16 protein-coding genes are annotated in these 26,594 nt (G+C 58.5%); 9 read left to right on the forward strand and 7 right to left on the reverse strand.

Annotated features, from left to right (window positions below):
• Nucleotides 1-33 precede the first annotated feature (33 nt).
• Genes wzc through DFO52_RS04880 form a run of 3 tightly spaced genes read right to left on the reverse strand, consistent with a single transcriptional unit; the run spans nucleotide 34 to nucleotide 3,788 of the window.
• Entirely contained in the window at nucleotides 34-2,196 is a 2,163-nt protein-coding gene (gene wzc, locus DFO52_RS04870) for a tyrosine-protein kinase Wzc (RefSeq protein ID WP_059347023.1), read from the reverse strand.
• 2 nt (nucleotides 2,197-2,198) lie between these two features.
• Complete coding sequence (gene wzb / locus DFO52_RS04875) at nucleotides 2,199-2,642, reverse strand: low molecular weight protein-tyrosine-phosphatase Wzb (protein ID WP_023312405.1); 444 nt, start codon at nucleotides 2,640-2,642, stop codon at nucleotides 2,199-2,201.
• Nucleotides 2,643-2,648: 6 nt separating this feature from the next.
• The gene (locus DFO52_RS04880; RefSeq protein ID WP_014170829.1) at nucleotides 2,649-3,788 is read right to left on the reverse strand and encodes a polysaccharide export protein; all 1,140 of its coding nucleotides are present in this window, start codon (nucleotides 3,786-3,788) and stop codon (nucleotides 2,649-2,651) included.
• Between the two features lie 693 nt (nucleotides 3,789-4,481).
• Here DFO52_RS04880 and DFO52_RS04885 point away from each other — a divergent pair.
• Nucleotides 4,482-6,065, forward strand: a complete 1,584-nt coding sequence (locus DFO52_RS04885; RefSeq protein WP_023312406.1) for a TerC family protein — start codon at nucleotides 4,482-4,484, stop codon at nucleotides 6,063-6,065.
• 109 nt (nucleotides 6,066-6,174) lie between these two features.
• Here the strand turns inward: DFO52_RS04885 and asmA are convergent, their stop codons facing one another.
• The 3 genes from asmA to udk form a co-directional block, all read right to left on the reverse strand.
• A complete protein-coding gene (asmA, locus tag DFO52_RS04890) occupies nucleotides 6,175-8,025 on the reverse strand; it encodes an outer membrane assembly protein AsmA (RefSeq protein WP_133549549.1) in 1,851 nt (616 codons plus the stop codon).
• A gap of 22 nt (nucleotides 8,026-8,047) precedes the next feature.
• Nucleotides 8,048-8,629, reverse strand: a complete 582-nt coding sequence (dcd, locus tag DFO52_RS04895) for a dCTP deaminase (protein WP_023312408.1) — start codon at nucleotides 8,627-8,629, stop codon at nucleotides 8,048-8,050.
• A gap of 91 nt (nucleotides 8,630-8,720) precedes the next feature.
• A complete protein-coding gene (udk, locus tag DFO52_RS04900; RefSeq protein ID WP_008500855.1) occupies nucleotides 8,721-9,362 on the reverse strand; it encodes a uridine kinase in 642 nt (213 codons plus the stop codon).
• Between the two features lie 343 nt (nucleotides 9,363-9,705).
• Here udk and DFO52_RS04905 point away from each other — a divergent pair, with 343 nt between their 5' ends.
• A complete protein-coding gene (locus tag DFO52_RS04905) occupies nucleotides 9,706-13,035 on the forward strand; it encodes a diguanylate cyclase (protein WP_133549551.1) in 3,330 nt (1,109 codons plus the stop codon).
• On the opposite strand, the gene alkA is transcribed toward DFO52_RS04905, so the two are convergent.
• Nucleotides 13,000-13,872 carry a DNA-3-methyladenine glycosylase 2 gene (alkA, locus tag DFO52_RS04910; protein ID WP_133549553.1) on the reverse strand — a complete coding sequence of 291 codons (873 nt, stop codon included), beginning with the start codon at nucleotides 13,870-13,872 and terminating at the stop codon, nucleotides 13,000-13,002. The two genes, DFO52_RS04905 and alkA, sit on opposite strands and share 36 nt — an antisense overlap.
• A gap of 130 nt (nucleotides 13,873-14,002) precedes the next feature.
• Between alkA and yegD the strand changes: the two genes are divergently transcribed.
• The 7 genes from yegD to baeR all read left to right on the forward strand — a co-directional run bounded on the left by yegD (nucleotide 14,003) and on the right by baeR (nucleotide 26,505).
• Complete coding sequence (yegD, locus tag DFO52_RS04915; protein ID WP_059347026.1) at nucleotides 14,003-15,355, forward strand: molecular chaperone; 1,353 nt, start codon at nucleotides 14,003-14,005, stop codon at nucleotides 15,353-15,355.
• A gap of 212 nt (nucleotides 15,356-15,567) precedes the next feature.
• Complete coding sequence (locus DFO52_RS04920; RefSeq protein WP_133549555.1) at nucleotides 15,568-16,770, forward strand: MdtA/MuxA family multidrug efflux RND transporter periplasmic adaptor subunit; 1,203 nt, start codon at nucleotides 15,568-15,570, stop codon at nucleotides 16,768-16,770.
• Entirely contained in the window at nucleotides 16,770-19,892 is a 3,123-nt protein-coding gene (locus DFO52_RS04925; RefSeq protein WP_133549557.1) for an MdtB/MuxB family multidrug efflux RND transporter permease subunit, read from the forward strand. The genes DFO52_RS04920 and DFO52_RS04925 overlap by 1 nt, the downstream gene beginning before the upstream one ends.
• Entirely contained in the window at nucleotides 19,893-22,970 is a 3,078-nt protein-coding gene (gene mdtC, locus DFO52_RS04930; protein WP_047647327.1) for a multidrug efflux RND transporter permease subunit MdtC, read from the forward strand.
• The gene (locus tag DFO52_RS04935) at nucleotides 22,971-24,386 is read left to right on the forward strand and encodes an MFS transporter (protein WP_133549559.1); all 1,416 of its coding nucleotides are present in this window, start codon (nucleotides 22,971-22,973) and stop codon (nucleotides 24,384-24,386) included.
• Nucleotides 24,383-25,786 carry a two-component system sensor histidine kinase BaeS gene (gene baeS, locus DFO52_RS04940; RefSeq protein WP_023312417.1) on the forward strand — a complete coding sequence of 468 codons (1,404 nt, stop codon included), beginning with the start codon at nucleotides 24,383-24,385 and terminating at the stop codon, nucleotides 25,784-25,786. Before DFO52_RS04935 ends, baeS begins: the two co-directional genes overlap by 4 nt.
• Nucleotides 25,783-26,505: a two-component system response regulator BaeR gene (gene baeR, locus DFO52_RS04945; protein WP_029741119.1), complete on the forward strand. Its 723-nt coding sequence runs from the start codon at nucleotides 25,783-25,785 to the stop codon at nucleotides 26,503-26,505. The genes baeS and baeR overlap by 4 nt, the downstream gene beginning before the upstream one ends.
• The last annotated feature ends 89 nt before the right edge of the window (nucleotides 26,506-26,594 follow it).

Here is a 26,594-nt window from a genome sequence, read left to right on the forward strand (position 1 = left end):
CCTCTGGGGAGAGGGTTAGGGTGAGGGGGATTTTTATTTGCTGTCAGATTTATATTCGTACTCGTAATAGCCGTAATCCTGGTACCCGGTCGCGCGGCGGAAGATGGAGTTCAGGATCACTCCTTTCACCTCAATCCCGTTCTGCTCGAAGCGGCTCAGGCTGGTTTCCACCTCTTTCAGGGTGTTCACCGCGTAACGCGCTACCATCAGCGTGGTGCCCGCATGGCGGCCAACAACGGCCGCGTCGGTCACGGCCAGAATTGGAGGCGTATCGATCAGCACCAGGTCGTAATTTTTGCTCGCCCACTCCACCAGCTCGGTAAAGCGTTCGCTCATCAGCAGCTCGGACGGGTTAGGCGGTACCTGACCGCGTGGGATCAGGTCAAATTTCGGCACCGTTGTAGGTTTCGCGCTCTGGCTGATTTCACCTTTGCCGAGCAGGATTTCCGACAGACCGTTAACGTTGTTGGTACCCAGCAGCTCGTGGGTGTAGCCCTTACGCATATCGCAGTCGATCAGCAGCACGCGCTTGTTGGTCTGGCTGACCACCGCTGCCAGGTTGGCGCAGACGAAGGTTTTACCGATTGACGGGCTCACGCCGGTTAACATCAGGACGTTGTTTTTGGCCTGCATCATGGCGAAGTGCAGACTGGTGCGCAGGCTACGGATCGCTTCGATGGCGAGGTCGGTCGGGTTACCCACCGCCAGAAGCTGGCTCTGTTTGTAACGCTTGACGCCCTTGATGGTTTTGACGCTGTCGCGGGATTTTTGCCACTCGGACAGCGGAATGCTGGCATAGACGTTGATACCGCTCTCTTCCAGAACCTGCGGGCTTTCGATACCACGGTTGAACAGCGAACGCAGCAGCACGCCCACGATGGAGAGCATCAGGCCGAGAATAATGCTGCCGAGAATAATCAGCGCTTTCTTCGGCTTCAGTACGCCAGGCTGGGTAATGGCCGGGTCAACGATGCGCACGTCACCAACGGTACTGGCTTCGGTGATTTTCAGCTCCTGCTGCTTGTTCAGCAGCTGCATGTAAACCTGCTGTCCTGACTCCACGTCGCGGGTCAGACGCACGATCTCCTGCTGCGTTTTCGGCATCGCGGTCACGCGGTCATTGAGTTTCGCCTTCTCCTCTTCCAGCGTGCGGCGTTTCTCCAGCAGCGTGCGGTAGGCCGGGTGACGTTTGGTATAAAGCTTGGAAATCTCCGCCTCTTTGAAGGTCAGCTCGTTGAGCTGCGCATCAATGTTGACCATCGAATCGAGGACCGATTTCGCTTCAAGCGGCAGGTCAACGGAGTCTTTATCCTGACGATAGGCGTTCAGCTTGTTCTCGGCATCATCCAGATGGGCGCGCACTTCCGGGAGCTGTTTGGCGAGGAAGGCCAGGCTTTTCGCCGCTTCCGCTGACTTACGCTCAACGTTCTGCTCAAGATAGTTGCGGGTAATGCTGTTCAGGATGTCGCGGATTTGATCCTTATCTTCACCGGTAAAGGTCATGCTCAGCACGCCGGTGTCCTTACCGTTTTCGGTGACGGTCAGGTTATTTTGCAGATTGTTGATCATCCCCAGCGTGGAGAATTTGGTGACGGTGAATTCGCCGCCCTCCTGGGCGTTAATCGCGCTGACCATCATGCTGACGCCGTCTTTGGTCAGCATCTGCCCCACTTCACCGCGGGCGCTAAAGCCTGCGTCGCTGGTTAGCTGGTACTGTTTCGGGCCAAGCACCTTCAGGGTAAACGTCTGATCGGCCGCCCCTTTCGGCAGCACGAAGTCAGTGACTTTTACCGTGTCGTTGCTTCGTCCCATCAACCGATCCCAGCCGGCACCAAAGACTGGGAAGGTATTCTTGGTGACGGAGATATCGAGCCCGAGGTCGTGAACCGTTTTACCCAGCACCAGGCGTGACTGGATGAGCTGAATTTCGGCGTCGGATGCCGGCGGCTTGTTCGCCAGCGCGGAACCAATGTCCTGCACCAGCGAGTTGCCGGTATTCTGCTCGATCTGCACCAGCGCGTCGGCGCTGTAGATAGGGGTGGCGAACAGCGTATAGACGACGGCCGCCGCGGCGAACACGGCGGTAATGCCAAGCACCCACCATTTTGCCTCTACAACAGTGCCGACCAGGCGCCCAATATCAATTTCATCACTGCCCGAAGTCGGGGCGGCAGAAGGTCTTGTTTTTTCTGTCATTGTTATCCCTGCTGAACTTTCAGTGCCTGCGCCCACTGTTGGGCAGACTGGTCAAGTAAGGTGTAAACCGCCTCAAAGGCCTCATGGCTTTTGCGATACGGATCGGGGATTTCACGTTCATTGTCCCAGTGACCAAACAGCATCACCTTGCCGCGCATCTCCGGAGCGATATCGCACAGCGCATGAATATGGCGTTTTTCCATCGTCAGGATCAGGTCATACTCCCGGCACATGCGGCCAGTGACCTGGCGGGCCACGTGGCCGTCGAGAGAGAGGTGATGATCCCGCGCCACGCTCGTTGCGCGCTCATCGGCACCTTTACCGACCAGTGCACCCAGCCCGGCCGAATCAACGGTCAGTTCGGGCTGGTAGTGTTTCAACAACCGTTCAGCCGTAGGGGAACGGCAAATGTTCCCCACGCATACCACCAGAATTTTGTTAAACATCGCGGATTACCAGGTATGAATGTCGCGCGCCGTATCCGTCATGTAGCGAACGCCACTGATGGTTGGCAGCAACTGGTTGATCAGACGGTTCCAGCGGGCAACCGGCGCGGTGGTGACGTACACCACATCGTATGGCTGGAGACGGAACTCCGTTGCCATCACCAGAGAGGTCGCATCGGACATATCCAGCTGGTAGATGTTGGCAATCTTGCCTTTCGCACTGCCCTCACCTTTCAGCGGACGGATAACGAAGATGCCGGTCGCGTTAGAGGTCGTCAGATCGATACCCTCAGCATTGCCCAGCGCTTCGGTCAGCGTCATACCGCTGAAGTCCATTTTGAGGGTGCTCTGTTTCTTCACTTCACCCATCACGAAGACTTTCAGATCGTCATTGCGCGGCACGTAGAGAATGTCGCCCGGATAGAGCAGGCGGTTCTGGGTCAGATCGCCGTTTTGCATCAGCGCCTGCAGCGAAATACGCTGCTCCTTCCCGTTGTGGGTGAGCACGACGTTGCGCCAGTCGGCTCCGTCGGTTAACCCGCCCGCGGCGTTGATGGCATCCAGTACGGTCAGAGGAACGTTGGTGATGGCCTGCTGGCCGGATTTGTTCACCTGTCCAGAGATATAGGCTTTTTGCGAGCGGAATGCGGCGATATTAACGTCCACCTGCGGATCGGCGATGTACTGCGCTAAGCGGCCGGTAATATCACTACGGATTTCGGCAAGCGTTTTCCCTGCAACATGGACTTTACCAATGTAGGGATAGAACATGGTGCCATCTGACTGCACCCAGTTACCGGTGTCGCTTGAGCTGCGGTACTGGCCCGCTGGCGTGGTCAGTTCAGGGTGGTCCCAGACGGTCACGTTGATCACGTCACCCGGCCCCACGCGGTACTGATAGGACGCAATTTCCTGGTCCAGCGACATATTCGGCTGGGCAACATTCGGACGTGGACGTAATTGTTCGACCAGACGAGGCGTAAGTGGATAAACATTCACCATTTTGTCGAGATCAAAATCGGCATCCTGTTGCTTGATCACATCCTTACCCATTGTTGACATATTGCTGCCGGGAAAGACCGTGCAACCACTCATCAAGGTCACAGACACCAATAATGGCATCAATTTCATTTTGGATTTCATCATTGATTATTTATCACTTTGGCAGAGTAATTATCCTGTGCAATTTAAATAAGCTCGAGTCGTATTGGGTTTCAGCATGCAGTTAATCAAATAGAAATATAACTGGCATCAGTCCTAAAAAAAGCTTATTCATCCATTGGCTATTGACAGAATAATCGAGGCTGATTCACACGCTTTCAGGCACGCTACCGCCCTTGGCTTTTCAGTTACCAATCCACTGACTAAACAATGTGTTATGGATAGACACCCTCTTGAGCAAGGTCTTCTGGATATATATCAGTCGCTTGAGAAACCCGACGGATAATGAATAACCATCCCTGAAGACCGAACATTAATAGCAACACCGAGATTTAACATTTGATGCTGGGAGAATTGTTGCAGCTAACCTAATAGCAGGCAAGGAGACAACTGTCCTAATATCGGTTTTTAAGATTAATATTAAGAGCAAATTTTTGACCTTTTAGGAATTTCTTTATATTGACAAAATGAGAGTAAAAATCATCACCTGCGATATATCCTAAAATGCCTTCATTGTAATTAAATATACGTATTTCGCTTATTTACACCCTATTGAGAATGCTCTCTTTTTTACCCGTCGTATTAAGAGAAATCTCAGCCCGGCATTGCAATTTCCCCCAGCTTTATCCATGATCGAAGTGTGACATTCGTCATATAACAGAAGGTATTGCTATTACTATGGAATGGATTGCCGATCCCTCAATCTGGGCCGGGCTGGTTACGCTGGTCGTCATCGAGCTCGTGCTCGGGATTGATAATCTGGTCTTTATCGCCATCCTCGCTGAAAAACTGCCCCCTTCCCAGCGCGACCGCGCGCGCGTGACGGGTCTGCTGCTGGCGATGGTGATGCGTTTACTGCTGCTGGCCTCTATCTCCTGGCTGGTGACGCTCACTCAGCCTCTGTTCTCCATTCACGGCCTGAGTTTTAGCGCCCGCGATCTGATCATGCTCTTCGGCGGGTTGTTCCTGCTGTTCAAAGCCACGGTGGAGCTCAACGAGCGGCTGGAGGGCAAAGACAGCGAGAACCCGACCCAGCGCCGCGGAGCGAAATTCTGGCCGGTGGTGGCGCAAATCGTGGTGCTGGATGCGGTCTTTTCTCTCGACTCGGTGATCACCGCCGTCGGGATGGTGGACCACCTTGCGGTGATGATGGCCGCGGTGATCATTGCCATCACGCTGATGGTCATGGCCAGCAAGGCGCTGACCCGCTTTGTGAACAGTCACCCGACCATCGTGATCCTCTGCCTGAGCTTCCTGCTGATGATTGGCTTTAGCCTGGTGGCCGACGGTTTTGGCTTCCATATTCCGAAAGGTTACCTGTACGCCGCCATCGGCTTCTCGGTCATGATTGAAGCGCTCAACCAGCTGGCGATATTTAACCGCCGCCGCTTCCTGTCCGCGAATCAGACCCTGCGTCAGCGCACGGCCGACACGGTTATGCGCCTGCTAAGCGGTAAGAAAGAGGATGCGGAGCTGGATGCCGAATCCTCCGCCATGCTGGCCGATCACAGCGACGGGCTGATCTTCGACCCGCAGGAACGACGGATGATCGAGCGGGTGCTCAATCTGAACCAGCGGACGGTCAGCAGCATCATGACCTCGCGGCATGACATTGAGCATATCGACCTGACGGCACCGGAAGAGCACATTCGCGCCCTGCTGGATAAAAACCAGCACACCCGCGTGGTGGTGACCGGCGGTGAAGAGGAAGAAGAGCTGCTGGGCGTGGTGCATGTTATTGACCTGCTCCAGCAGCAGCTGCACGGCGAGGCGCTCAATCTGCGCGTCCTGGTCCGCCAGCCGCTGGTTTTCCCGGAGGGACTACCGCTGCTCTCCGCCCTTGAGCAATTCCGTAACGCGCGCACGCACTTTGCCTTTGTGGTGGATGAGTTTGGTTCTGTGGAAGGACTGGTCACGCTCAGCGACGTCATGGAAACCATTGCCGGTAATCTGCCTAACGAGGTGGATGAGATTGATGCCCGCCATGACATTCAGAAAAACGCAGACGGTTCGTGGACGGCTAACGGCCATATGCCGCTGGAAGACCTGGTGCAATACGTGCCGCTACCGCTGGATGAAAAACGGGAATATCACACTATTGCCGGTCTGCTGATGGAGTATTTGCAGCGTATCCCGCAGCCGGGGGAAGAAGTTCAGGTTGGCGACTATCTGCTCAAAACGCTGCAGATTGAAAACCATCGCGTGCAGAAGGTTCAGCTCATTCCGCTGCGGGATGAGGAAGAACTGGATTTTGAGGTTTAGGTAAAACAAAACGGCAACCCGGTTGCCGTTTTTAGTGTTTGCTCCCTCTCCCGTGGGAGAGGGCCGGGGTGAGGGCATCAGGCCGCAACGCCACCCGGCGCAACGGACATTAAAGCTTATCCAGCAGCTTCTTCACATCCTTACCGTCCTGTGAATCTTTATTGCGTTCCGCCCAGCCGCTAAGCCGACGTTTCGCTTCATCCTGCAGATGCTTACGCAGGATCTGATCCACCTCCAGACTGTAATTCAGGGCCTGCCATTTGCCGTATACGGTCAGCGGGACCGGCGTCTCTTTCAGGAAGTCGATGAGCTTGCTTTCACCCTGCCAGCCGGAAAGTACCCGCACGTTAAAGCGCGTGTCAGCCGTCTCTTTCACCAGATCCAACTTACCTTCACCGGTCATTGATAAGAGTGAAGAAGTACCCTGCATACCGTCGAGAGTAAGTTGTCCGCTGTCCAGCGTCAGGTCCGTGGTGAAGCTGTCGAGGCGCGTGGCGCTGTCGTAGTTATCCTGGGCCTTCACATCGCTGCTGCGCTCGACCGCCTGCTGCACCAGCTGCTGGAAGTTAAGCCCTTCCATACGGGAATTTTTCAGATCAAGATGCGCCTGCCCTTGCCACTCGTGGCGGAAAGCATCGGCATCAATTTTCGTGCCTGAGAAGTCACCCGCGAGCGTCAACTGCCCCGTCAGGGATATCGGATAGTTAAACGCGTTCAGGATGGTGCCTATCTCAACGTTGTCGAGACGCGGCTGGAATTCGGCGGTGGCAACGTCTTTACGGACGTCCAGCGTGCCGGGCAGCGAGAGGTTCCCTGCGCCCATCTTTCCGCTAAGCTCGGAGATCACCAGCAAACCATTATGGTTAAACATCTGGCTGCTCACGTCGGTGAAATCAATTCCGCGCCAGCGCAGGCTATTGGCTTTCAGCAGAATATCCGCCGTGAACCCGCGCAGGGCGTTATAGTCAGGTTGATCGAGATTAGACGAGATTACCGGACGTGATACCGGTGCCTGGCTTTGCCCCGTCTGCGTGGTATCGCTGTCCGTGGCGCTGGCGGGCAGAGGCGGCAGCAGATTTTCCAGGTTGAGCTTGTCAAACTGCAGATTCAGCACCCACTTCGGCTTCTCTTCGAGCGTGACGCTCGCCTGCCCCTTCAGGCTACTGTCATTTGCCTGCAGGTTGAGATTATCCAGCTCCAGCTGCTTTTGCTCTTCGCGCCACACGGCCTGCAGCGTTCCCTGCCCTGTGATCCCCTGGGTGGGAAGATCGGCACCCGTCAGCTGCCAGTTCAGCTGCTGGATGTCGGCCGTAAGCTGGTGCGGATAGTCTGAGGCGTTCACATTAGCATTCAGCGACAGGGACAAATCACGCTGATCGCGGTTCACGCGCCCGCTAAATTCCAGCGACGCAAGATGGTGAGCATCCTGTTCCATCTGCAGGTTAATGTTGCGAATGGTCACCTGCTCCTGGTGCTCATGCTGGAAAACCAACACGCTATCGGCAACTTTCAGCTTGCCGATATCAAAGGACCAGCCGGTATCGGACGGATCATCAGGCAGAGTATTTTCGCGCGGAGCAACCGGCGCACTGGCATCACGCACGGCTTCGGTTTGCGGGGTGAGCTGAATCACCGCGCCTTTCAGCATCACCTGCTTAACCTGCAGCTGATGGGAAATGAGCGGGATCAGCGCCACATCAAGGCGCATGTTGTCTGCGGACACCAGCGGCTGGGCCGCCCCCGGCGCCGTGAGCGACATGCGGCCAGAGAGAATGCTGAGCTGCGGCCAGACGTGCCAGCGCAGCGGCCCGTCAAGCTTCAGTTGATAACCACTGCGCGCCTCGACCTGCCGCACCATGTAAGCGCGGAAATCGTTGGGGTTAACCAGCAGAACCAACGCCGAAAGGCCAGCCACCAGCACCACCAGCAAAATCATCAGCGTTGTCAGAACTCTTCTCATGGCATCCTCAATGGGCTAACGATCAGTCTTTATCAATACGGCTGGCAACCGCGCCCTGCTGGTCGCGATATTTTGCGTCCTGCCGACGGTTGTAAGGACGATCTGCCGGGCCTGACAGCGGTTCAAAGCTCAACGCGCCGATCATCATGCCCGGGCGCAGCGCCAGCGGCAATTTACCGGCATTGAAGAATTCCAGCACGATACGCCCCGACCAGCCTGGATCGATACGGTGCGCGGTCACGTGAACCATCAGCCCCAGTCGCGCCAGCGAAGAACGGCCATCAAGCCAGCCGACCAGGTCCGGAGGTAAGGTGACAGATTCAAACGTCACCGCCAGGGCCAGTTCACCCGGATGCAGATAAAAAGCTTCGCCTTCATCGATTACGATTTCGTCACTCATCACGCGATCGAGCGCGGCGCTGACTTCGTCCTTCGGCCCGCTAAGGTCAATGAACGGTGCGGTATGGCCGCTAAAGGTGCGGAATTTATTGCCTAACCGAACATCAACGGTCACGCCATTGATACGCTCAACGGGTGGACGTGGGGTAATAGACAAACGGCCTTCATCCAGCCAGGCTTCTATATCGCGATCACAAAGACGCATGGCACTTTCTCCTTTCATGCATCGTACCCTGAGGCGTTAAGCGCTCAGGGTAAAACCAGGTTATCTCTGAACGGTACACAATTCGCGCGGCTTATTCAAAAAACTGGCTGATTTTCGCTTTTAAGATATCAATAGCAATGCGGTTTTTACCCCCGCGCGGCACGATGATATCGGCGTATTGTTTGGATGGCTCAATAAACTGCAGGAACATCGGGCGGACCGTTTTCTGGTATTGCGCCATGACGGAGTCCATCGAACGGCCGCGTTCATTTACGTCACGCTTGATGCGGCGCATCAGGCAGATATCCAGCGGGGTATCAACGAAAATCGAGAAGTTCATGGATTCGCGCAGGCGGGCGTCGGTCAGCAGCAGGATGCCTTCAAGGATAATGACCTTTTTCGGCTCGATGCGGATGGTTTCCTGGGTGCGGGTGTGTTCTACGTAACTGTAAACGGGCAGCTCAATCGCCTGGCCGCTCTTGAGCGCTTCTAAATGCTGGAACAGCAAGCTGTGATCCATTGCATTTGGGTGGTCATAGTTGGTTTTGACGCGCTCTTCCATCGACAGATGGGATTGATCTTTGTAATAGCTGTCTTCGGGAATGACGCCGATATGCTCATCACCTACTTGTTCACGCAGTTCGCGATAAAGCGTACTGGCAATTAGACTTTTACCTGAAGCCGATGCGCCGGCGATGCCTATAATGACGCACTGATGAGACTTATCAGTCATAAATTTAGCGACCTGATTAACCTGGATGTTAAGGAAGGACGACGCCGGAGCGTCAAACGCGGCAATTATAGGGATTTCGCGGGCGTGATACCAGTCGAAAGCACAGGTTCTGCGAGACTGGCCGAAAAGAGGCGCTTTATTCCCTGAGTGAAATTTAAATGAGCGTTTTTTCAGCGTTTAACCGTTTTTTTTCACGGAGCCTCTATTTAATAAGTCTGTGGTGTCAAATTCTGAGCGGTCACCATATGAATTGTAAATTGTTTGTACTAGCATAAACCAAATTATCAAATTCACGCGTTCGGACATCTTCCCTGACGGCATGGCGTCTCTGGATAAAGCGGTAATGAATAAACAATACCAGCGGGTTTTGGTTACCACCCCACATCCTTTAATACGACTTGTCTGTCTGGGCCTGGTCACCTTTATCTTTACCTTATTTTCGCTGGAACTCACCCGGTTCGGCACCCTGCTGGCCCCGCTCTGGTTCCCCACCGCGATTATGATGGTGGCGTTTTACCGCCATGCAGGAAAAATGTGGCCGGGAATCGCCCTGGCCTGTTCGTTCGGCAATATTCTGGCCACCTGGATGCTGTTTTCGTGGGGATCGATAAGCCTCACCTACACCTCAATTAACGTGGTTGAAGCTTTTACCGGCGCGCTATTGCTGCGCAAATTGCTCCCATGGTACAACCCGCTGCAGAATCTGAATGACTGGGTCCGCGTGGCCATCGGCAGCGCAGTGATACCGCCGCTGGTTGGCGGCGTCCTGGTCTCTCTGCTGGCTCCCGGCCCTGAACCCTTGCGTAATTTCTTCGTCTGGGTGTTGTCCGAAGCTATTGGCGCACTGGCGGTGGTACCGTTGGGACTGTTGTTCAAACCGCATTATCTGCTGCGCCACCGTGACCCGAGACTGCTGCTTGAAACCCTGACCACGCTGGCCGTAACGCTGGCCCTCAGCTGGGCAGCCATCACCTGGCTGCCGTGGCCTTTCACCTGCGTTATCGTTTTGCTTATGTGGAGCGCCGTGCGCTTGCCGCGGATGGAAGCGTTCATGGTGTTTCTGGTTACGGTGATGGTTGTGTCGCTGATGATTGCCCAAAACCCTGTGGCGCTGACAACCCAGCACGTCGGGCCGATGCTAAACGCCCCCTGGCTGCCGTTCCTGATGCTGCTCCTGCCTGCCAACGTGATGACCATGGTGATGTACGCCTTCCGCGCAGAGCGCAAGCACATCACCGAAAGCGAGGAGCGTTTCCGCAATGCGATGGAGTATTCCGCCATCGGTATGGCGCTGGTCAGCATTGAGGGCAAATGGCTGCAGGCTAACAAGGCGCTGTGCAATTTCCTCGGTTACAGCCAGACGGAGCTTCAGTCGCTGACCTTCCAGCAGCTCACCTGGCCGGAAGATCTGCACACCGACCTGGAACAGCTCGAACAACTGGTCAACGGCGACATCAATACCTATACCCTCGAGAAGCGCTATTACACCCGCAACGGGGAAGTGGTCTGGGCGCTCCTTGCCGTCTCCGTCGTGCGCCATGCTGACGGCTCGCCGCTCTATTTTATCGCCCAGATTGAAGACATTAACGACCTGAAGCAGACCGAGTGGGTCAACAAACGCCTGATGGAGCGCATTACGCTGGCTAACGAAGCGGGCGGTATCGGCATCTGGGAGTGGGATCTGGAGCCAGACATTATCAGCTGGGACAAGCGGATGTTTGAGCTATATGAAATCCCGCCGCACATCAAGCCTACCTGGCAGCTCTGGCACGACACGATGCTGCCGGAAGATCGTGCCCACGCTGAGCAGGTGCTGCGGGACTCGCTGATTTCCCGCCTGCCGTTTAAGCTGGAATTCCGCATCCGCGTGAAGGAAGGCGTGCGCCATATTCGCTCCCTGGCGAATCGGGTGCTCAATAAGCAGGGTGAAGTCGAACGGCTGCTCGGGATCAACATGGACATGACCGAGGTGAAGCAGCTCAACGAGGCTCTTTTCCAGGAAAAAGAGCGTCTGCACATTACCCTCGACTCCATCGGTGAAGCGGTGCTGTGTACCGATATCAACATGAACGTCACCTTTATGAACCCGGTGGCCGAGAAAATGAGCGGCTGGCTGCAGACCGAGGCTATCGGCCAGCCGATCCTGAAGGTGTTGCACATCACCTTTGGTGAAAAAGGGCCGCTGATGGAGAATATTCACAGCGGCGATATGTCCCGTTCCGATATTGATCAGGACGTGGTGCTGAACTGCCGTACCGGCGGTAATTTTGATATTCACTACAGCATTACGCCGCTCAGCACGCTGGACGGGCAGAATATTGGCTCGGTTATCGTGATTCAGGACGTGACCGAGTCGCGCAAAATGCTGCGTCAGCTGAGCTATAGCGCCTCCCACGATGCCCTGACCCATCTGGCAAACCGGGTCAGCTTCGAAAATCATCTTAAACGGCTCCTGCAGACCGTTCGCGAAACGCGCCAGCGTCATGCCCTGGTCTTTATCGATCTCGATCGCTTCAAAGCCGTCAACGATACGGCAGGCCATGCGGCGGGCGATGCCCTGCTGCGGGAACTCTCTTCTCTGATGTTGACCATGCTCCGCTCCAGCGACGTGCTGGCGCGTCTGGGCGGAGATGAGTTCGGGTTACTGCTGCCGGACTGCAATATTGAAAGCGCGCGCTATATCGCCGGGCGCCTGATCCACACGATCAATGACTATCACTTTATGTGGGAAGGCCGCCTGCACCGGATCGGCGCCAGCGCAGGCATCACGCTGATTGATGAAAATAACCATCAGGCGTCGGAGGTGATGTCGCAGGCGGATATAGCCTGTTATGCCTCGAAAAACAGCGGGCGCGGCATGGTGACGGTTTACGAACCCCAGCAGGAGCGGGATCACAATACGCGCAGCATGATGTCGCTTGATGAACAGTGGCACATGATTAAAGACAATCACCTGATGATGATCGCCCGCAGCGTCGCTTCCCCGCGCATTCCGGAAAGCAGTAATTTCTGGCTGCTGTCGTTACGCCTGTGGACCAGCCAGGGCGAAGTCCAGGAAGAGCATGCCTTCCGCTCGGGCCTGGCCGAGCCTGAGCTTTTGCACGCCCTCGACAGGCGCATTTTTAATGAGTTTTTCCGCGCCTCTGCCGCCCAGGTCGCCAGTAAAGGCATGGGAGTGGCGCTGCCGCTTTCTGAGGCCGGTTTAGCTAGCGTAACGCTGGTCGATGAACTTCTCGACCTGCTGGATAAAAGCCCGATGCCGGGCCGTCTCCTGCATCTGGTTATCTCTGCCGACGTGGTGTGCAGCCCGGATAAAAACCTGCAGCGGAGTCTGCAAAAGCTTCGCCAGGCGGGCTGCCGCGTGATCTTCAGCCAGGTGGGTCACGACATGAACGTCTTCACTCACCTGACCGCCAATATGGCCGACTATCTGATGCTGGACGCAGAAGTGGTAAGCAACGTGTATGGCAACCTGATGGATGAGATGATGGTGACCATTGTTCAGGGCCACGCCCAGCGTCTGGGGATGAAAACCATCGCGGGCCCGTGCAATCAGCCCATTATGATGGATACGCTCTCCGGCATCGGAATTGATTTTATCTTTGGTGACACCATCGCCGAGCCGCAGCCGCTGGATCTACTGCTCAACACCAGCTATTTCGCCATCAACTGACGGCGTCCAGCCGTCGGTATACCAGATATGCAGCAGCGCGTAAGAGCGCCACGGCTGCCAGCGCTCGGCATAACGCCGAATCTGCGCGGGCGTCATCCCGGCAAAGCGTTGCTTAATCAGATAATCATCCGGCAGAAAGACATCTTTCGCCTGCCAGCCGCGCAGGGCCAGGTAGTTTGCCGTCCAGCGCCCTATCCCCGGCCGCTGCTGTAGCGCCTTCATCCCGGCCTCAATATTCGCGGGCGGGAAAAGCGGAAACGTCCCGTCGATGACCGACTGCGCCAGGTGAATTAACGACTCCGCGCGTTTTACGGGCATGCCCAACGCTTTCAGCGCCAGCGGGTCCGCTGCCGCCAGCGCGTCCGGCGTGGGGAAGCAGAGATAGCCCGGACAGTCCGCCACCGGTTCGCCGCACAGCGCCACCACGCGCGTCGTCAGTTTCGCCGCCATCGCCACGCTCACCAGCTGTCCGAGGATCGCCCGGACGCCCTGCTCGTACGCATCCATCGCCCCCGGCAAACGCAAGCCTGGCCGGGCAGCACCGAGATCGCCCAGCGTATCCGCGATATGCTGCGGGTTGCAGGCGAGATCGAACAGGCGTTCGATGCGTTCAAGGCACGTCTGCGCAACCGGGATTAACCCCGGACTGAGCGTGACGGTCAGCGTATGGGTGGCGATATCCGGCGTGACGCGAAATATCCCCTGATGCCCTTCACAGGCAAAACTGCGCTCGTAGTAGTCGTGTGTGACGGTTTCAATGCCCGTCACCGCACGCGCGCCGAGAAAGCCAAACATCCAATGCCAGTCGTAAGGGGGTTGCCAGTTCAGGGTGTACATCGTTGCTCCTTTTTTGTTCTTATCAGCATAAACGGAAAGACCTTGTATTGCCTTGCTTTCATATTCCTGTTGTCGCCATGAAGACATTTCGTTAAAGTCTCGCCCCTTCTCACTGGCATGGGGATTTATCGTGTTTATTGGATTCGACTACGGTACGGCAAACTGCTCGGTTGCGATTATGCAAAACGGGCAGCCACAGCTCCTGAAAATGGAAAAAGAGAGCACGCTGCTGCCCTCAATGCTCTGCGCGCCGACGCGTGAAGCGGTAAGCGAATGGCTGTTCCGCCACCATCAGGTTCCGGCCACGGCGGCGGAGACCCAGGCGCTGCTGCGCCGGGCGGTCAGCTTTAACCGCGAGGAAGACATCGACGTTACGCCCTCCAGCGTGCAGTTCGGCCTCTCTTCGCTCGGGCACTACATTGAAGATCCTGAAGAGGTTTACTTCGTAAAGTCGCCAAAATCCTTCCTCGGCGCCAGCGGGCTGAAGCCGCAGCAGGTGGCGATGTTCGAAGACCTGGTGTGCGCGATGATGCTGCATATTCGCAATCAGGCGCAGACGCAGGTCTCCGATGCGATTACCCAGGCGGTCATTGGCCGCCCGATCAACTTCCAGGGGCTGGGCGGCGACGAGGCTAACCAGCAGGCGCAGGGGATCCTTGAACGCGCGGCGCACCGGGCAGGATTCCGCGACGTGGTGTTCCAGTACGAGCCGGTTGCCGCGGGGCTGGACTTTGAAGCCACGCTGGCGGAAGAGAAGCGCGTATTAGTCGTGGATATCGGCGGTGGCACCACGGACTGCTCGCTGCTGCTGATGGGACCGCAGTGGCATAACCGTCGCGATCGTGAAAATAGCCTGCTCGGGCACAGCGGCTGCCGCGTAGGCGGTAACGATCTCGATATCGCGCTGGCATTCAAGAGCCTGATGCCGCTGCTCGGCATGGGCGGTCAGACGGAAAAAGGCATCGCCCTGCCGATCCTGCCGTGGTGGAACGCGATTGCCATCAACGACGTGCCTGCGCAGAGTGATTTTTACAGCACCGCGAACGGCCGCTTCCTTAACGATCTGGTGCGCGACGCGCAGGACGCCGAGAAGGTTGCCCTGCTGTATAAAGTGTGGCGTCAGCGCCTGAGCTACCGCGTGGTGCGCACTGCCGAAGAGAGCAAAATTGCCCTTTCCGACCGCGCTGAGCATGCGGTCTCCTTGCCGTTTATTAGCGACGATCTGGCCACCGCGATTTCGCAGGACGGGCTGGAGACGGCGCTCGCGCAGCCGCTACAGCGTATTCTGGAGCAGGTGCAGCTGGCGCTGGAGAACGGCAAAGAGAAGCCGGACGTGATTTACCTGACCGGGGGTAGCGCCCGTTCGCCGCTGATCAAAAAAGCGCTGACGGAACAGCTGCCGGGCATTCCGATTGCCGGTGGGGATGACTTTGGCTCCGTTACCGCTGGTCTGGCGCGCTGGGCGCAGGTGATGTTTAGCTAGCGTTGTTGCGGTGCGGTCTGGTGCCCTCACCCCGGCCCTCTCCCACAGGGAGAGGGAGAAAACACCAAAAACGGCAACGGATGTTGCCGTTTTGCGTTTACCTCCATTCAGACCATTCCTGACAGTCTTCCATATTTCCTCCATTTTTCCGCTGTGTTAGCTGACTAAACTAGTATCATTCCCCGAAGTCTTCAGGATGAGAACGTATAACGATGAAAGGCAGTAACAAATCCCGCTGGGCAATCGCCGCTGGCATCATTGTGGTGGTCCTTGCCGCCGCCTGGTACTGGCACAGTCAATCCGCGAACTCCGCCGCTCCCGCCGGTGCCAGCAGTCAGGCACAGCGCCCGGCAGGCGGAGGGCGTCACGGCATGCGCGGCGGCGCGCTGGCGCCGGTCCAGGCGGCGACGGCGGTGAATAAAGCCGTTCCTCGCTACCTTACCGGTCTCGGAACCATTACCGCCGCCAACACCGTGACGGTGCGCAGCCGCGTCGACGGCCAGCTGATGGCCATTCACTTCCAGGAAGGTCAGCAGGTTAAAGCTGGCGATCTGCTGGCCGAAATAGACCCGAGCCAGTTTAAGGTCGCCCTCGCCCAGGCGCAGGGGCAGCTCGCGAAAGACAAAGCCACGCTCGCCAACGCCCGTCGCGATTTGGCGCGCTACCAGCAGCTGGTGAAAACCAACCTCGTGTCTCGTCAGGAGCTGGATACCCAGCAGTCGCTGGTCAGCGAAACGCAGGGCACCATCAAAGCCGACGAGGCCGCCGTGGCCAGCGCACAGCTGCAGCTGGACTGGAGCCGCATCACCGCGCCGATAGACGGGCGCGTGGGCCTGAAGCAGGTCGATATCGGCAACCAGATCTCCAGCGGCGACACCACGGGCATCGTGGTCATCACCCAGACCCACCCGATTGATTTAGTCTTTACCCTGCCGGAAAGCGACATTGCGACCGTGGTGCAGGCGCAAAAAGCAGGTAAAGGTCTGGTGGTTGAAGCCTGGGACCGCAGCAACAAGCAGAAGCTGAGCGAAGGCTCCCTGCTCAGCCTGGATAACCAGATCGACACCACCACCGGCACCATCAAGCTGAAGGCGCGCTTTAACAACCAAGACGATGCCCTCTTCCCGAACCAGTTCGTCAACGCGCGCATGCTGGTCGCGACCGAAGAGAACGCGGTGGTGATCCCCACCGCTGCGCTGCAGATGGGTAACGAAGGTAATTTCGTCTGGGTACTTAACGACGACAATAAGGTCAGCAAGCACCTGGTGAAAACCGGTATCCAGGACAGCCAGACGGTGGTCATCGCCGCCGGCCTTTCCGCAGGCGACCGCGTGGTTACCGACGGCATTGACCGTCTGACCGAAGGGGCCAAAGTGGAAGTGGTTGAACCTGCGAAACAGGGAGAGAAATCCTGATGCAGGTTATGCCCCCAGGCTCTACAGGCGGGCCGTCACGCCTGTTTATCCTCCGTCCTGTCGCGACCACGCTGCTGATGGTGGCGATCCTGCTCGCCGGGATTATCGGCTATCGCTTCCTGCCCGTGTCGGCGCTGCCGGAGGTGGATTACCCAACGATTCAGGTTGTCACTCTCTATCCCGGGGCCAGTCCGGACGTGGTGACGTCCGCCATTACCGCCCCGCTGGAGCGCCAGTTCGGCCAGATGTCGGGGTTAAAACAGATGTCCTCCCAGAGTTCCGGCGGGGCATCCGTCGTGACGCTGCAGTTCCAGCTGACGCTGTCGCTGGACGTCGCCGAGCAGGAGGTGCAGGCCGCCATCAACGCCGCCACCAACCTGCTGCCGTCCGACCTGCCTAACCCGCCGGTTTACAGCAAGGTGAACCCGGCGGATCCGCCAATCATGACGCTTGCCGTCACCTCCTCCGCCATGCCGATGACCCAGGTCGAAGACATGGTCGAAACGCGCGTGGCGCAGAAAATTTCACAGGTCTCCGGCGTCGGCCTCGTCACGCTGGCGGGCGGCCAGCGCCCCGCCGTGCGCGTGAAGCTTAACGCGCAGGCGATTGCCGCGCTGGGCCTGACCAGCGAAACCATCCGCACAGCCATCAGCAGCGCCAACGTTAACTCGGCAAAAGGCTCGCTGGACGGCCCCACCCGCGCCGTGACGCTCTCTGCCAACGATCAGATGCAGTCCGCCGATGAATACCGTCAGCTGATTATTGCTTACCAGAACGGCGCCCCGGTGCGTCTGGGCGACGTGGCGACCGTGGAGCAAGGCGCGGAAAACAGCTGGCTCGGCGCCTGGGCCAACAGGCAGCAGGCGATCGTGATGAACGTGCAGCGTCAGCCGGGCGCTAACATCATCGAAACCGCCGACAGCATCCGCACCATGCTGCCGCAGCTGATCGAAAGCCTGCCGAAATCGGTCAGCGTGAAGGTGCTTTCCGACCGTACCACCAACATTCGCGCGTCGGTTACCGACACCCAGTTTGAGCTGATGCTGGCGATTGCGCTGGTGGTCATGATCATCTATCTGTTCCTGCGTAACGTTCCGGCCACCGTTATTCCCGCCGTCGCCGTGCCGCTCTCGCTGGTCGGGACCTTTGCGGTGATGGTGTTCCTCGATTTTTCGATTAACAACCTGACGCTGATGGCGCTCACCATCGCCACCGGGTTCGTGGTGGATGACGCCATCGTCGTTATCGAGAACATTTCGCGCTATATCGAGAAAGGCGAAAAGCCGCTGGCGGCCGCGCTGAAGGGCGCGGGCGAAATCGGCTTTACCATTATCTCGCTGACCTTCTCGCTAATTGCGGTGCTGATCCCGCTGCTGTTTATGGGCGATATCGTCGGACGTCTGTTCCGCGAGTTTGCCGTGACGCTGGCGGTCGCCATTTTGATCTCCGCCGTGGTGTCGCTGACCCTGACGCCGATGATGTGCGCCCGCATGCTCAGCCACGAGTCCCTGCGCAAGCAAAACCGCTTCTCGCGCGCTTCCGAGCGGATGTTCGAGCGCATTATTGCCGCCTACGGCCGCGTGCTGGCGAAAGTTCTGAACCATCCGTGGGCCACGCTCGGCGTGGCGCTGGGAACCCTGGCACTTAGCGTGATGCTGTGGATTTTCATTCCGAAAGGTTTCTTTCCGATCCAGGACAACGGCATTATTCAGGGCACGCTTCAGGCCCCGCAGTCGGTCTCCTTCGCGAACATGGCCCAGCGCCAGCAGCAGGTGTCTGAGATCGTCATGAAGGATCCGGCTGTAGAGAGCCTGACCTCCTACGTGGGCGTCGACGGCACCAACCCGTCGCTCAACAGCGCGCGTCTGCAGATCAACCTCAAGCCGCTGGATGAACGCGACGACCGCGTCAACGCCGTCATTGAGCGTCTGCAAAACGCCGTCGCGCGCGTGCCGGGCGTTGAGCTTTACCTGCAGCCGATTCAGGATTTGACCATTGATACCCAGGTCAGCCGCACGCAGTACCAGTTCACGCTGCAGGCCACTTCGCTGGACGCCCTCAGCACCTGGGTGCCGCAGCTGGTAAATAAGCTTAACACCCTGCCGCAGCTCGCCGACGTCAGCAGCGACTGGCAGGACAAAGGGCTGGCGGCGTACGTGAACGTCAACCGCGATACCGCCAGCCGTCTGGGCATCACCATGTCGGACGTGGACAACGCCCTGTACAACGCCTTCGGCCAGCGCCTGATCTCCACCATCTACACCCAGGCCAACCAGTATCGCGTGGTGCTGGAGCACAACACGGAGAACACGCCCGGCCTCGCCGCACTGGACTCGGTGCGCCTGACCGGTAAAGACGGCGGCATTGTGCCGCTGAGCGCTATCGCCACGGTGGAAGAACGCTATACCCCGCTGTCGATTAACCATCTGGATCAGTTCCCGTCCACCACCATTTCCTTCAACGTGCCGGACAATTATTCTCTCGGCGAAGCGGTGGAGGCCATTCAGGCTGCTGAAAAAGAGCTCAGCTTCCCGTCCGATATTCAGACCCAGTTCCAGGGCAGCACGCTGGCGTTTCAGGCCGCGCTGGGTAACACCATCTGGCTGATCGTCGCGGCGGTCGTGGCAATGTACATCGTGCTCGGGGTGCTGTACGAAAGCTTTATCCACCCGATCACCATCCTCTCTACCCTGCCGACGGCGGGCGTGGGGGCGCTGCTGGCACTGATGCTGGCGGGCAGCGAGCTGGACGTCATTGCCATCATCGGCATCATCCTGCTTATCGGGATCGTGAAGAAAAACGCCATCATGATGATCGACTTCGCCCTGGCCGCCGAGCGCGAGCAGGGCATGTCGCCGCGCGATGCCATCTTCCAGGCCTGTCTGCTGCGTTTTCGTCCGATCCTGATGACCACGCTGGCCGCCCTGCTGGGCGCGCTGCCGCTGATGCTCAGCACCGGCGTCGGCGCGGAGCTGCGCCGTCCGCTGGGTATCGGCATGGTCGGCGGTCTGCTGGTGAGCCAGGTGCTAACGCTCTTCACCACGCCGGTGATCTACCTGCTGTTTGACCGCCTGGCGCTGTGGACCAAAAGCCGCTTCCCGAAACGTGAAGAGGAGGCATAAGTGAAGTTTTTCGCCCTCTTCATTTATCGCCCGGTGGCGACGATTTTAATCTCGCTCGCCATTACCCTCTGCGGCGTGCTGGGCTTCCGGCTGCTGCCGGTAGCGCCGCTGCCGCAGGTGGATTTCCCGGTGATCATGGTCAGCGCCTCGCTGCCGGGTGCGTCACCGGAGACCATGGCCTCGTCGGTTGCCACGCCGCTGGAGCGTTCCCTTGGGCGGATTGCGGGGGTCAACGAGATGACCTCCAGCAGCTCGCTGGGCAGCACGCGCATCATTCTGGAGTTCAGCTTCGACCGGGATATTAACGGTGCGGCGCGCGACGTGCAGGCGGCCATCAACGCCGCGCAAAGCCTGCTGCCGAGCGGGATGCCGAGCCGTCCAACCTACCGCAAGGCCAACCCGTCCGATGCGCCGATCATGATCCTGACGCTGACCTCGGATACGTACTCGCAGGGGCAGCTTTACGACTTTGCATCTACCCAGCTGGCGCAGACAATCTCACAAATTAACGGCGTCGGTGACGTGAGCGTCGGCGGAAGTTCCCTGCCCGCCGTGCGCGTCGGCCTAAACCCGCAGGCGCTGTTCAACCAGGGCGTGTCGCTGGATGACGTGCGCTCCGCCATCAGCACGGCTAACGTCCGCAAGCCGCAGGGGGCGATTGAGGACGGCAGCCACCGCTGGCAGATCCACACCAACGACGAGCTGAAAACCGCCGCGGAATATCAGCCGCTCATTATTCACTACAACAACGGCGCGGCGGTGCGCTTGAGCGACGTTGCCAGCGTCACCGACTCGGTGCAGGACGTTCGTAACGCCGGGATGACCAACGCTAAACCGGCCATTCTGCTGATGATCCGCAAGCTGCCGGAAGCGAACATTATTGAGACGGTGAACAGCATTCGTGCCCGTCTTCCGGACCTGCAGGAGACCATCCCGGCAGCAATCGATCTGCAAATCGCCCAGGATCGCTCCCCGACCATTCGCGCCTCGCTTGAAGAGGTGGAGCAAACGCTGATTATCTCCGTCGCGCTGGTGATCCTGGTGGTCTTCCTGTTCCTGCGATCCGGTCGCGCGACGCTTATTCCGGCGGTGGCCGTGCCGGTCTCGCTGATCGGTACCTTTGCCGCCATGTACCTGTGCGGGTTTAGCCTCAACAACCTGTCGCTGATGGCCCTGACGATAGCGACGGGCTTCGTGGTGGATGACGCCATCGTGGTGCTGGAAAACATTTCCCGCCACCTGGAAGCGGGCGTGAAGCCGCTGCAGGCTGCGCTGCAGGGCACGCGCGAGGTGGGCTTTACGGTGCTCTCCATGAGCCTGTCGCTGGTGGCGGTATTCCTGCCGCTGCTGCTGATGGGCGGGCTGCCGGGCCGACTGCTGCGCGAGTTTGCCGTCACCCTCTCCGTCGCCATCGGGATTTCGCTGGTTATCTCCCTAACGCTGACGCCGATGATGTGCGGCTGGATGCTCAAGCGCAGCAAGCCCCATTCGCAGCCGCGCCGCAAAGGCTTTGGCCGCCTCCTGATGGCGATGCAGGAAGGCTACGGCAAATCGCTGAAGTGGGTGCTGAACCATACCCGGCTGGTTGGCCTGGTGCTGATCGGCACCATCGTGCTCAACGTCTGGATGTACATCACCATCCCGAAAACCTTCTTCCCCGAGCAGGACACCGGCGTGCTGATGGGGGGAATTCAGGCGGACCAGAGCATTTCGTTCCAGGCGATGCGCGGCAAGCTGCAGGACTTTATGAAGATCATTCGTGAAGACAAAGCCGTGGATAACGTCACCGGCTTTACCGGCGGGTCACGCGTTAACAGCGGGATGATGTTTATTACCCTGAAACCGCGCGGCGAGCGCAACGAAACCGCCCAGCAGGTGATTGACCGCCTGCGGGTGAAGCTCGCCAAAGAGCCGGGAGCAAACCTGTTTTTGATGGCCGTTCAGGATATCCGCGTCGGCGGCCGTCAGGCGAACGCCAGCTATCAGTACACGTTGCTCTCGGACGATTTAGCCGCCCTGCGCGAGTGGGAGCCGAAGATCCGCAAGGCGCTGGCTGCCCTGCCGGAGCTGGCGGACGTCAACTCCGATCAGCAGGACAACGGCGCCGAGATGGCCCTGACCTATGACCGCGAAACCATGTCGCGTCTGGGCATTAACGTTGAAGCCGCCAACAGCCTGCTGAACAACGCCTTCGGCCAGCGCGAGATCTCCACCATCTACCAGCCGATGAACCAGTACAAGGTGGTGATGGAAGTTGATCCGCGCTACACCCAGGACATCAGCGCCCTGGACAAAATGTTTGTGATTAACAACGACGGCAAGGCGATTCCGCTCTCCTACTTTGCCAGCTGGCAGCCTGCCAACGCGCCGCTGTCGGTGAACCATCAGGGCCTTTCGGCGGCGTCGACCATCTCCTTTAACCTGCCCGCCGGTTCGTCACTTTCTGAGGCCAGCGACGCAATCAACCGCGCGATGACGCAGCTCGGCGTGCCGTCCACCGTGCGCGGCAGCTTTGCCGGGACGGCGCAGGTGTTCCAGGAGACGATGAACTCGCAGGTGATTTTGATTCTGGCCGCCATCGCCACGGTTTATATTGTGCTGGGCGTGCTGTACGAGAGCTACGTTCACCCGCTGACCATTCTCTCGACACTGCCGTCGGCGGGCGTGGGGGCGCTGCTGGCGCTGGAGCTGTTCGGCGCGCCGTTCAGCCTTATCGCGCTCATCGGGATCATGCTGTTGATCGGCATTGTGAAGAAAAACGCGATCATGATGGTGGATTTCGCCCTGGACGCCCAGCGCAACGGCAATCTGTCGCCGGAAGAGGCGATCTTCCAGGCCTGCCTGCTGCGTTTTCGTCCGATCATGATGACCACCCTGGCGGCGCTGTTTGGCGCGCTGCCGCTGGTTATCTCGGGCGGCGACGGCTCAGAGCTGCGCCAGCCGCTGGGGATCACCATCGTCGGCGGCCTGGTCATGAGCCAGCTGCTGACGCTGTACACCACGCCGGTGGTCTATCTGTTCTTCGACCGCCTGCGGCTGCGCTTCTCGCGTAAAAACAGAACCACGGTGACCGAGTAAATGACCGATCTCCCCGCTAACGTTCGCTGGCAGTTATGGATAGTCGCTTTCGGCTTCTTTATGCAGTCGCTGGATACGACCATCGTCAACACCGCTCTCCCCTCCATGGCGAAAAGCCTGGGGGAGAGCCCGCTGCATATGCATATGGTGATTGTCTCCTACGTGCTGACGGTAGCAGTCATGCTGCCTGCCAGCGGCTGGCTGGCGGACAAAGTGGGCGTGCGGAATATCTTTTTTACCGCCATCGTGCTGTTTACCACCGGCTCGCTGTTTTGCGCCCAGGCCAACACCCTCGACCAGCTGGTGATGGCGCGGGTGCTGCAGGGCGTCGGCGGGGCGATGATGGTTCCCGTCGGGCGGCTAACGGTGATGAAGATTGTGCCGCGCGAGCAGTTTATGGCGGCGATGACCTTTGTGACCCTGCCCGGCCAGGTAGGGCCGCTGCTGGGCCCGGCGCTCGGCGGCATTCTGGTGGAGTACGCCTCCTGGCACTGGATCTTCTTAATCAACCTCCCGGTTGGCATCATCGGCGCCATCGCCACCCTGACGCTGATGCCGAACTATAAAATGCAGACCCGGCGCTTTGATTTCTTCGGCTTTATCCTGCTGGCGGCGGGCATGGCCACGCTTACCCTGGCGCTCGACGGGCAAAAAGGGCTGGGGATTTCGCCCCTGACGCTCGGGCTCCTGATCGCGCTCGGCGTTACCGCCATACTGTGGTATCTGCGGCACGCCAGAGGTAACGATAAGGCGCTGTTCAGCCTGAACCTGTTTAAAAACCCTACCTATCGCCTTGGCCTGTTCGGCAGCTTCGCCGGGCGCGTCGGCAGCGGCATGCTGCCGTTTATGACGCCCGTTTTCCTGCAAATCGGAATGGGATTTTCTCCGTTCCACGCGGGCCTGATGATGATCCCGATGGTGCTCGGCAGCATGGGAATGAAGCGCATCGTGGTGCAGGTGGTGAACCGGTTTGGCTACCGTCACGTGCTGGTGACCGCCACGCTGGGGCTGGCGCTGGTGAGTCTGGTGTTTATGGGCGTGGCGTTGATGGGCTGGTACTACGTTCTGCCGCTGGTGCTGTTCTGCCAGGGGATCGTCAACTCCATGCGCTTCTCGTCGATGAATACCCTGACGCTGAAGGATCTGCCGGACGATCTGGCGAGCAGCGGCAACAGCCTGCTGTCGATGATCATGCAACTCTCAATGAGCGTCGGGGTGACCAGCGCGGGTTTACTGCTCGGCATGTACGGCCAGCACCATCTCAGCGTCGACACGCCGGTGGCGCATCAGGTCTTTTTGTATACCTATCTCAGCATGGCGGTCATCATCGCCCTGCCCGCTTTCATCTTCGCCAGAGTGCCGGATGATACCAGCAAGAACGCCGTGATTAGGCGCGGTAAAAGGAGTGGTTCATGAAATTCTGGCGTCCGGGCATTACCGGCAAGCTCTTCGTGGCGATATTTGCCACCTGTATCGTCCTGCTGATCACCATGCACTGGGCGGTGCGGATCAGTTTTGAGCGCGGTTTTATTGATTACATCAAGCATGGCAATGAACAGCGTTTACAGGGCTTAAGCGATGCGCTGAGTGAACAGTACGCCCAGCACGGCAACTGGCGTTTTCTGCGCAATAACGACCGCTTTATTTTCCAGATCCTGCGCTCGCTGGAGCACGATACCGGTGACGATCGCCCGGGGCCGGGCATGCCGCCGCACGGCTGGCGCACCCAGTTCTGGGTGATTGACCAGGACATGCGCACGCTGGTGGGTCCGCGCGCGCCGATACCGCCGGACGGCACCCGTCGTGCAATCAAAGTCAATAATGCGACAGTCGGCTGGGTTATCGCCTCTCCGGTGGAGCGCCTGACGCGCAATACCGACATCAACTTTGACCGCCAGCAGCGTCGGACAAGCTGGCTGATTGTCGCCCTCTCCACCCTGCTCGCCGCGCTCGCCACCTTCCCGCTGGCGCGCGGCCTGCTCGCCCCGGTGAAACGGCTGGTGGAAGGCACGCACAAGCTGGCCGCCGGGGATTTCACTACCCGCGTCGATACCCGCAGCCAGGACGAACTGGGCAAGCTGGCGCAGGATTTTAACCAGCTCGCCAGCACGCTGGAGAAGAACCAGCAGATGCGCCGCGACTTTATGGCCGATATTTCCCACGAGCTGCGCACGCCGCTGGCGGTGCTGCGCGGCGAGCTGGAGGCCATTCAGGACGGCGTGCGCCAGTTTACGCCCGAATCGGTGGCCTCTCTGCAGGCGGAGGTGGGCACGCTCACCAAGCTGGTGGATGACCTCCACCAGCTCTCCATGTCCGACGAAGGCGCGCTGGCCTACCAGAAAGCGCCGGTGGACGTGATTAACATTCTGGAAGTGATCAGCGGCGCCTTCCGCGAGCGGTTTGCCAGCCGCAACCTGAAAATCGACCTCTCCCTGCCGGACAGCGCGGTGGTGTTCGGCGACAAAGACCGGCTGATGCAGCTGTTCAATAACCTGCTGGAAAACAGCCTGCGCTACACCGACAGCGGCGGCGGGCTGCACATCTCCGGCAGGCAGGAAAACGGGCGCTTTGCCCTTACCTTCGCGGATTCCGCCCCCGGCGTGCAGGACGCGCAGCTGGAAAAACTGTTTGAACGTTTCTACCGTACCGAAGGCTCCCGCAACCGTGCCAGCGGCGGTTCCGGCCTGGGGCTGGCGATTTGCGTTAACATCGTCGAGGCGCATAATGGCACGATCCGCGCCGCCCATTCGCCTTTTGGCGGGGTTAGCATTACAGTAGAGTTACCTCTGGAACGGGATTTATCGAGAGAAGTATGACCGAGTTACCGATTGACGAAAACACGCCGCGCATTTTGATCGTGGAAGACGAACCCAAGCTTGGGCAGCTGCTGATCGACTATTTACGCGCGGCCAGCTACGCCCCGTCGCTGATCAGTCACGGCGATAAAGTGCTGGCATACGTGCGCCAGACCCCACCGGATCTGATCCTGCTGGATTTAATGCTGCCGGGCGTTGACGGTCTGACCCTGTGCCGGGAAATTCGTCGCTTCTCCGACGTGCCGATCGTCATGGTCACCGCCAAAATTGAAGAGATTGACCGCCTGCTGGGGCTCGAAATTGGCGCGGACGATTACATCTGCAAACCCTACAGCCCGCGTGAAGTAGTCGCCCGCGTGAAAACCATTCTCCGCCGCTGCAGGCCGCAGCGCGAGCTTCAGGTGCTGGACGCCGAAAGCCCGCTGATTGTGGACGAAAGCCGCTTCCAGGCGAGCTGGCGCAGCAAGCTGCTGGACCTGACGCCTGCGGAGTTCCGCCTGCTGAAAACCCTCTCCCACGAGCCGGGAAAAGTCTTTTCCCGCGAACAGCTTCTGAACCACCTGTATGACGATTACCGCGTCGTGACCGACCGCACCATCGACAGCCACATCAAAAACCTGCGCCGCAAGCTGGAGGCGCTGGACGCCGAGCAGTCGTTTATCCGCGCGGTATATGGCGTGGGGTATCGCTGGGAAGCGGATGCGTGCAGGATTGCCTAGTCAGCCACTGGTCAATGTAGGCCGGGTAAGGCGAAGCCGCCACCCGGCACAATAACTTTACCTCCCTGCCCCGCAGCGCTACAATGCCC

It is taken from the genome of Enterobacter sp. AG326 (assembly GCF_004362415.1).
GTDB classification, from domain to species: domain Bacteria; phylum Pseudomonadota; class Gammaproteobacteria; order Enterobacterales; family Enterobacteriaceae; genus Enterobacter; species Enterobacter asburiae.